This is a genomic window from Protofrankia sp. CiT1 (assembly GCF_917627335.1).
GTDB lineage: Bacteria > Actinomycetota > Actinomycetes > Frankiales > Frankiaceae > Protofrankia.
Genome location: NZ_CAKJTP010000169.1, coordinates 1 through 7,955 on the forward strand (window position 1 = coordinate 1; position 7,955 = coordinate 7,955).

A 7,955-nucleotide genomic window follows, 5' to 3' on the forward strand; every position below is an offset into this window, starting at 1 on the left:
GGGAGGACGTCAACGTCTGAACACGACCGGCGAAGGGGGCAGCACCACCGATGAGCACTCCGGAACTCGCGACCTGGCGTACCGAGGTACGGCGCTGGCTCGCCGCCACCGTCGCCGCGCCCGCGGCAACCGGCGGTCCGCGCGATCTCGCGGTGTTCCGCAACCTCTCCGACGCCGACGAACGCACGCTGCTGGACAACGTCCGGGCATACCGGCGGGCCCGGTATGACGCCGGCTATGGCGCACTCACGCTGCCGGTCGAGCAGGGCGGTGCCGGTCTGCCCGCGCTGTTCGCGGCCGCCTTCGCCGACGAGGAACGCGCGTTCGCCGTGCCGCCGTCCACCGAGTTGATCAGCGTCACGACCGGCCTGGTCGGCCCGGCCTTGGCGATGTTCGGTACGCCCGCCCTGCGGGAACGGTTCGTCGGCCCGCTGCTGCGTACCGACCTGCTCGCCTGCCAGCTGTTCAGCGAGCCCGGAGCCGGTTCCGATCTGGCGGCGCTGTCCTGTCGTGCCGTCCGTGATACCGGGGATACCGGGGATACCGGGGACGGCTGGGTGGCGGATGGGCAGAAGGTCTGGTCATCTGGCGCGCGGTTCGCCGACTACGGCCTGCTGCTCGCTCGCACCGACCCGGACGTGCCCAAGCACGCCGGGATCACCGCGTTCCTCGTGCCCATGGGCGCCGCCGGTATCGAGATCCGTCCGATCCGGCAGATGAGCGGGGGGACGTCGTTCAACGAGGTCTTCCTCACCGGCGTCCGGATCCCCGACAGCCTGCGCGTCGGTGCTGTCGGCAACGGCTGGCGGGTGGCGAACGCGACGCTGTCCTTCGAACGCACCGCGTCCGGTTCGGTGACTCGGCGTAAGGGCGGAACCTTCGACGACGTGCTGGAACTCGCCCGTTCGCTTGGCCGGGCCGGCGACCCGGTCGTCCGCCAGCAGCTCGCCGATCTCCACATCCGGACGGTGCTGCGGGCCGCCACCGCCGGGCGGGTGGCGCGGGCCGCCGCCGCCGGGATGCCGCCGGGGCCGGCGGCCTCGGTCGGCAAGCTGGTCGCGTCCGACGTGCTGACCCGAACCGGGGAGCTCGCCGTCGACCTGCTCGGCGGCCGGGCCGCGGCTGACACCGGCGAAGGATTCGCCTGGACGGAGCACCTGCTGGGCGCGCCCGGCTACCGGCTCGCTGGTGGGACCGACCAGATCCAGCGGAACATCATCGGCGAGCGGGTGCTGGGTCTGCCGGCCGAGCCACGGGCCGACAAGGACGTCCCCTGGTCCGGACTGTCCCGATCCTGAGCGGTGGCCGCCAGACCCGGCCCGCGGCTCGCGCCGCGCCCGCCTGGCCCGCTACCCAGGTGGGTTCGCCAGGGAGGCGACGATGTGGAACTCCACGCCGAACGGGTCCTCAGCGGCGGCGATACGTCCGTAGGGGGAGTCCTGGGGCGCGCCGGAGATGGTGCCGCCAGCGTCGACAATCCGCCGGGCGGCCGCATCGGTGTCGTCCACCTGGAAGTAGGTGATCCAGGATGAGGAGCGCGCGTCGGCCACGCCGTGGATCCCGCCGACTATGTGGCCGTCCGGGCGGTGCAGCAGCGTGTAGTCGATGTCGGGCGTCCGCACGGGTTCCAGGGTGTAGTCGAAAATCGCCTGGTAGAACGTGCGGGTCGCCTCGGCGGCGGGAGTGCGCAGCTCGTTCCACGCCAGGGAACCGGGCTCGTCGACAATGCGCGCGCCGGGGTGCGTACGCCCCTGCCAGAGGCCGAACTGCGCGCCGGCCGGGTCGCGCGCGATCGCCATCCGCCCGGCGTCCATCACGTCCATGGGCGCCATGACCAGCTGGCCACCAGCGTCGGCGATGTGCTTGGCGGTGCCGTCACAGTCATCGCTGGCGAAGTAGAGGTTCCACCAGAAAGAAGCGGCCTGCGGGTCAGGGTTTGCCATGACGGCCGCGACCGGCTGCCCGCGCAGCAGGCACATCGTGTAGCCCTCGGTCTCGGGCGGGCCTTCCTCGAACTCCCAGCCGAACAGCGCGCCGTAGAACTCCTTTGCGCGTTGAATGTCGGGAATGCCAAGGTCGAGCCAGGTAGGTGTCCCCGTCGGTGGATTGCTCGTGATGTTGACCATGAGATTGTCTCCTTCGGGCCTGTCGGATATAGGTCTGCCTACCCATCCTTGACATCCCCGGACGGCTCTGCCAGTTCCCACGTGCGGGCACTCGCCGCGATAGATGCCCGGTATCACGCGGGAGCGGACTGACCGGGGAGGAGGAACGGAAGGGGATCCCGGGAGAGAGGGCAAGCCCTGCCGGCCTACCAAGGGCTGACCTGCAACGCTGCAACGCTGTGACGCTGGGCAGTATGCCAGCGATCAATGACCCGAACCGGCCAGTCCACTATGACTATCAGCATAGGCGTGCAACCCGTACAGCGATCTTGTTCGACAACCATAGTTGTCGGCCTGTTGGGTGACAGCTATGGCTGTCGCATGGCGGACGATGCTGCGTCGGCACGTGGTGAGAAGTCGGCGGGCGCCTTTTAGCCCAGCGGGTTACATGTTCTTCGCATCCTGCGGTCGGTCAGGGAGTGGGGATAACCGTGCCCCGATAGCGATGGCGGGTGGTGCCCACTTTCTCGGGGTTGACCAGCATCCTGTCCTCCTTATGCGGATAGATGCGCAGCCGGCCTGGGGGCTCGCGGCTATTTGAGCAGGATCCTGGGCTGCGCTGTCGGGAAGTTCAGCAGCGTTGAGATGCCGCGGACAGGATCTGGCTGCCTTGGCCGTCACCGACCGTGAACTGTGATGGAAGGTTATGGCGCCGCGACAGCGGCGGTGTCGTGATGGGCGGGGCTGGTGTGGATGGTCGCGGCCGATAGCCGGCGGATGTGGCGCAGGAGGTGGGCTTCCGCGGCGTGCGCGACGTCGTGGGCGGCGGTCAGCGTCAGATCCGGGTCGACGGTAACGTCGGCTTCGGCGCGCAGAGTGTGGCCGATCCAGCGCAGGCGCAGTTCGCGGACGGTTTCGATGCCGTCGGTGTGCAGGAGGGTTCGGGTGGCTTCGGCGACCGTCTCGGGGTCGACAGCGTCCATGAGCCGGGCGCCGACGACGCGGGCGGCGGAGCGTAGCACCCCGAGGACCGCAACGGTGATCGCCAGGCCGGCGACGGGGTCGGCCCAGCGCCAGTCCAGGGCGACGCCGACGGCGCCGAGGACAACCGCGAGGCTGGTGAAGCCGTCAGTGCGGGCGTGCAGGCCGTCGGCGACGAGGGCTGCGGAGCCGATCTGGTGGCCGACGAGGATGCGGTAGCGGGCGACGATCTCGTTGCCGGCGAAGCCGACGAGCCCGGCTGCGGCCACCGCGGCGAGGTGGTTGATGTGCTGGGGGTGGAGCAGGCGGTCGATCGCAGCCCAGGCGGCGAGCGCACTCGACAGGGTGATCATTGCGAGGACGGCGAGTCCGGCGAGGTCTTCGGCACGGCCGTAGCCGTAGGTGAACCGGGTGGTGGGCGGGCGGCGCGTGAGGGTGAAGGCGAGGAGGAGCGGGACCGCGGTGAGCGCGTCGGCGATGTTGTGCAAGGTGTCGCCAAGCAGCGCCACCGACCCGGACAGCATGACGACGACGGCTTGCAGGGTCGCGGTCAGGCCGAGGCCGGCCAGGCTGATCAGCAGGGCGCGGCGGCCGGCGGCGTCGGCTTCCAACACGTCGTCGATCTGGTCGGCGCTGTCGTGGCTGTGCCCCCCGACCAGGTCCGACAGCCGGTGGCGAAGCTGTGCCCACCGCCCGGCTGGGTGATGGTCATGCCCGTTCTTGTGCGTGTGCCCGCCGTGAGCATGCCCGTGGCCGGTGTCCATGTCTCGCGACGATAGACAAAAACGATCAATGCGGTGTGCTGGCATCTACCATCGCAACGCACCTGCCCCGACGGTGCGTTCAGCGACTCGCGGTGCCCCGCTCGAATCGATCTTCGCCGTCGGCTACTGCTCGTCATAGCCCAAGATGAGCAGTGTTCAGAGGGTGCGCCGGGATGGTTGAGCAGGATCTTCCGGTTCTCGCGCGGGCCGATGGCGGGTGTCGGTCCCGGTCCCGGTCCCGGTCCCGTGGACAGCGGACCTGGAGTCCACTGTCCGAGAGGACGGGGCGGCATGGGTCCTCCGATCCCTACAGCACGCCCTTGCCCATCGGGTAGCCGTACCGGGTCCCCTGTTTGAACGGCTACCCCGCAAGGGCGCCGCTGGCGCAGGCCACCGGCTGCGCTGGGACCGCCCGAGGACAGCCCGAGGACAGCCCGACTCGTTAGCACAAGCGCAGATCGCAGCACCTTTCACACCCACCCGAGCACTCCGCGACTTAAGAGCGACCGGCAATAGGGGACGCGGCGTCGCGGGGCTGGGGCACGCACCTCGCCGCATCGCTGCCCGTCCATCGCTGCGCGATGCACGGGTACCCCGGCTCGTCAGTCGCCACCCACCACCTCCGGTGGCTCCCTCCGCCGCCTCGCGATGCACGTACCCCAGCCCCACTCCTTGATCCACACCCCTATTGCCGGGCGCTCTTAAATACCCAACGGATACTGTTCAAGATGTAGGCGCGGGCCGTGGGTGCGTCATGTGCGCTCTTTCCGTGCCGTTCTCCGAGAGTACGGGAGGGGAGCATGGAAACAATCAGCGTGCGAGCCGAGCGGAACGTTTCTGGGCTGTTTGTGTGACGGCGATGATCGTTCGTCTCGAGGGCTGACACGGTCGAGTCCGCTTGGAGGCCGCTCTGCCTGGCCCCGGCCCCGGCCCCGGCCCCGGCGCCGGCGCCAGGGCCGCTGGCTACACCAGGCCGTGGCGCTGCTTGCCGCGGGCCTGAAACATCCGCAGACCACCATCCAGGAGTCCGCATGACCGCCGCAGTACTGATCACCGGAACGTCCTCGGGTATCGGCCGGGCCACCGCGCGGCGGCTGGCCGGTCATCCCGGCCTGACCGTCTACGCCACCGCCCGCCGCGCTGAGAGCATGACCGACCTCGCCGGGGCCGGCGTTCGGACACTCGCGCTGGACGTCACCGACGAGAAGTCCATGCGCGCCGCCGTCGCCCTGGTCGAAGCCGAGCACGGCGCCGTCGGTGCTCTGGTGAACAATGCTGGTTACGGAGAGTACGGAACCATCGAGGAAGCCGACCTGGACAGTGTGCGCCGCCAGTTCGAGACCAACGTGTTCGGGCTCGCGCGCATGACCCAGCTCGTCCTGCCCAGCATGCGAGCCGCCGGCCGGGGCCGGATCGTCAACGTCGGCTCCATGGGCGGCCGGCTCGTCTTCCCCGCCGGTGGTTACTACCATGCCAGCAAATACGCCGTGGAAGCTCTCACCGACGCATTGCGTTTCGAGACGGCTTCTTTCGGCATCAAGGTCAGCCTCATCGAGCCCGGCCTGATCCGTACCGGATTCGGTGCTACCGCCGCCCACACGCTTGCCGGATCGGCAGCCCCGTCCGGGCCCTACGCCGCCCTCAACGCCGCCGCCGATGAGAAGATGGCCCGGTCCTACCAGTCGACCCTGCTGTCCGCCCCGCCTGAGGCCGTCGCCAAGGTGATCGAAGACGCCGTCACCGCCATCAGGCCGCGCACCCGGTACCTGGTCACCCCCGCGGCCAAGGTGCTCGTGCACACCCGCCGGTTGCTGGGCGCCCGCGTGTTCGACGCCTATCTGCGGAGGCAGGGCTGGGGCGCCGAGTGAACAGCATCGCGGCCCGCCCTGACCGCGCAACCGCCGTCGTGCGGTTGCGCGGTCGGTACTGGAGAGGGATGCGGCGGCGGGCAACCTCCGGCCGGCGCGGGATTTTCGCACGGGCGCAGCCCGTCACCGGTCCGGTCGACCCGATCCACGATCACCTCCTGCCGATGCGGCAGGAGAACCCCAAGTGGTTGGCGCTGGAAGTCCTTCGGGGGTTGTCGGATGCCAGGTGGATGCGTCGCGAGGCGGAGGAGGCCCTGGCAGCGGTGTTCCACCGGGGCCGACGAGCCGGGGTACCCGTGCATCGCGAAGCGATGTGCGGGGAGCGATGACGCGAGGCGCCGGCTGGCGCCGGCAGGCCCTGGATGAACTTCCAGCGCCGACCACTAAGGTCAGGGAAGTCACACCTAGCACGTGACTACAGCGTGGGAATAGCAGCCCACATGCGGTCTGGGGCAGTCAGATCACAAGATCCGTGCCAGAACCAGATCGCTTGACATTCCCACGGCGGGTTCGGCGTTCGTCGACGCGGTTTCCGCGGTGGCCGGTGCTCGGCGCGGTGTCGCCATGGCTGGCGGCCTCGGCGGTCACGGGCGGCCTGCTGCTGGCCCCACCCGAAGCTTGATCGCCGGTCAACGCGAGTTGCTCTTTTCATCTGTTGGAATCGTGGCAGATTTTCATCTGTTGGAATCGTGGCGGAGCCGGAGAGTTGACAGTCCCGAGAGCCACTTTTTTCCCTATATTGACGAGCTGGGGAGCGGAAGCGGGAACCTGGAACGGAGCCGATTGTCGGAATCCCGAAGGCCGCGCCCGTTTCCTTGTTCGCGTATTGTCTACCCGAGGAGTGTCGGATGGACGGGATCACCTGGGCTGTCACCGTCCCGCCCGGATACCTGGTGGGACAATGGCGGGTCGTCGACGGGATTGCCACCGGGAGCTGGGGGAGTGTGTATCGCGGCGAGCTGGCGGAGCCCGCGGGCGAGGTCGGCGGGGACGACGACAGCCGTCCGGGCGCGGGCTGCGGGTTGCCCGGCCGTGCGCGCCCGCCTGCCCAGACGGCGCTGAAGTTCCTTCCCACCGGCACGGTCACGGCTCGCCAGCTGGCGCACATGGCGGCGATGGCCGCCCGCGAGCTCGACCTGTACCGGCGGTTGAGTCACCCCCGGCTGGTGCGCCTCTTTGAGGCGCTCACCGTCGACGACCCCGAACACGGCGAGCTGGACGGGGCGACCGTGCTCGTCATGGAGCTCGCCGAGGAGAGCCTGGATGCCCTGTTACGCCGCAGTGACGGCCCGGCACCGGACGCCGCCCGGATGATCGTCGAAATCTGCGAGGGGACTGCCTTCCTCCATTCCCAGGGATGGCTACACGGTGACCTCAAGCCGGCGAATGTGTTACGTATGGCCGACGGGTCGACCCGCCTGACCGATTTCGGCCTGGCTACGGAATTAGAAGGAACGCATGGCTACCTGCCCCCCATGGGCTCGTCGGACTACGTTCCGCCCGAACGCGGGGAACAGCTGCTCACCGATCGCGGCTCGGCCGTACGCACCACACTGGACATCTGGGCGCTCGGTGTCACTGCTCACCTCGCGTTGACCGGCCGTCATCCCTTCCTCGGCGCCACGGCCAGATCGCGCGTCGCCGCGATCGCCGAGTACGCGGCCGGCCGACAGGCCCTGTCGCTCGATCCCGGGCTGTCACCCGGATGGCGCTCGTTCATCGCCGACTGTCTCGCGCCGGACCACCAGACGCGCAGCCGGCACAACGCCGCCGATCTGCTGGCGCGTGCCCAGTCTTTGGCCGGTACGCGAACGTCCGGCCGGTCGCGGCAGGCGATCCGGCGCCACCGGTTTCGTGGCCGCGGCCAGGCCGTGGCCGTGGCCACGGCGGCGGCCACGATCGCCATACCCCTGGTCCTGACACTCCTGCCCGACGAGGCGGGCCGTTCCTCCACCGAGGCGGGCACGGTGTCCGTGGCCGGATTGAGCACCGTGGGCCCGCTCACGAAGGCTTCCTCCGCAGAACCCTCCCCTGTCGATGCCGCGTCCCAATGGTTGAACACGGACGCGGGCATCCCGGAGCAGTTCCTCAGCCTGATCATCGCTGCTGGCACCATGTGCGACGAGCCCAGTGTGAGCCCGGCGCTCGTCGCGGCGATGCTGGAGGCCGAGAGCGGTTTCGACCCGAATCTGAACGACCCAGCTCGCGATGAATACGGCATCGCCCGATGGACCCCC

General features: G+C 69.3%; 5 protein-coding genes. 3 read left to right on the plus strand and 2 right to left on the minus strand.

Going from position 1 to position 7,955, the window contains the following annotated elements:
- Window positions 1-50: 50 nt before the first annotated feature.
- Window positions 51-1,298, plus strand: a complete 1,248-nt coding sequence (locus MJ785_RS18750; RefSeq protein WP_239382060.1) for an acyl-CoA dehydrogenase family protein — start codon at window positions 51-53, stop codon at window positions 1,296-1,298.
- A 51-nt stretch (window positions 1,299-1,349) separates the two neighbouring features.
- Here the strand turns inward: MJ785_RS18750 and MJ785_RS18755 are convergent, their stop codons facing one another.
- Window positions 1,350-2,126, minus strand: coding sequence for a VOC family protein (locus tag MJ785_RS18755; RefSeq protein ID WP_239313417.1), 777 nt, complete (start codon window positions 2,124-2,126; stop codon window positions 1,350-1,352).
- A 683-nt stretch (window positions 2,127-2,809) separates the two neighbouring features.
- On the minus strand, window positions 2,810-3,850 hold the full coding sequence (locus tag MJ785_RS18760; RefSeq protein ID WP_239382062.1) for a cation diffusion facilitator family transporter: 1,041 nt from the start codon (window positions 3,848-3,850) through the stop codon (window positions 2,810-2,812).
- A 1,031-nt stretch (window positions 3,851-4,881) separates the two neighbouring features.
- Between MJ785_RS18760 and MJ785_RS18765 the strand changes: the two genes are divergently transcribed.
- Together MJ785_RS18765 and MJ785_RS18770 are read left to right on the plus strand one after the other, a co-directional pair.
- Window positions 4,882-5,718 carry an oxidoreductase gene (locus tag MJ785_RS18765; RefSeq protein ID WP_239382064.1) on the plus strand — a complete coding sequence of 279 codons (837 nt, stop codon included), beginning with the start codon at window positions 4,882-4,884 and terminating at the stop codon, window positions 5,716-5,718.
- 848 nt (window positions 5,719-6,566) lie between these two features.
- The coding region (locus tag MJ785_RS18770) for a serine/threonine-protein kinase (RefSeq protein ID WP_239382066.1) at window positions 6,567-7,955 on the plus strand (1,389 nt) is incomplete at its 3' end.

Bases quoted from the DNA above. Each gene is read 5' to 3' on its own strand.
- MJ785_RS18750 (WP_239382060.1), top strand. From the start codon at position 51: ATGAGCACTCCGGAACTCGCGACCTGGCGTACCGAGGTACGGCGCTGG.
- MJ785_RS18755 (WP_239313417.1), bottom strand. From the start codon at position 2,126: ATGGTCAACATCACGAGCAATCCACCGACGGGGACACCTACCTGGCTC.
- MJ785_RS18760 (WP_239382062.1), bottom strand. From the start codon at position 3,850: ATGGACACCGGCCACGGGCATGCTCACGGCGGGCACACGCACAAGAAC.
- MJ785_RS18765 (WP_239382064.1), top strand. From the start codon at position 4,882: ATGACCGCCGCAGTACTGATCACCGGAACGTCCTCGGGTATCGGCCGG.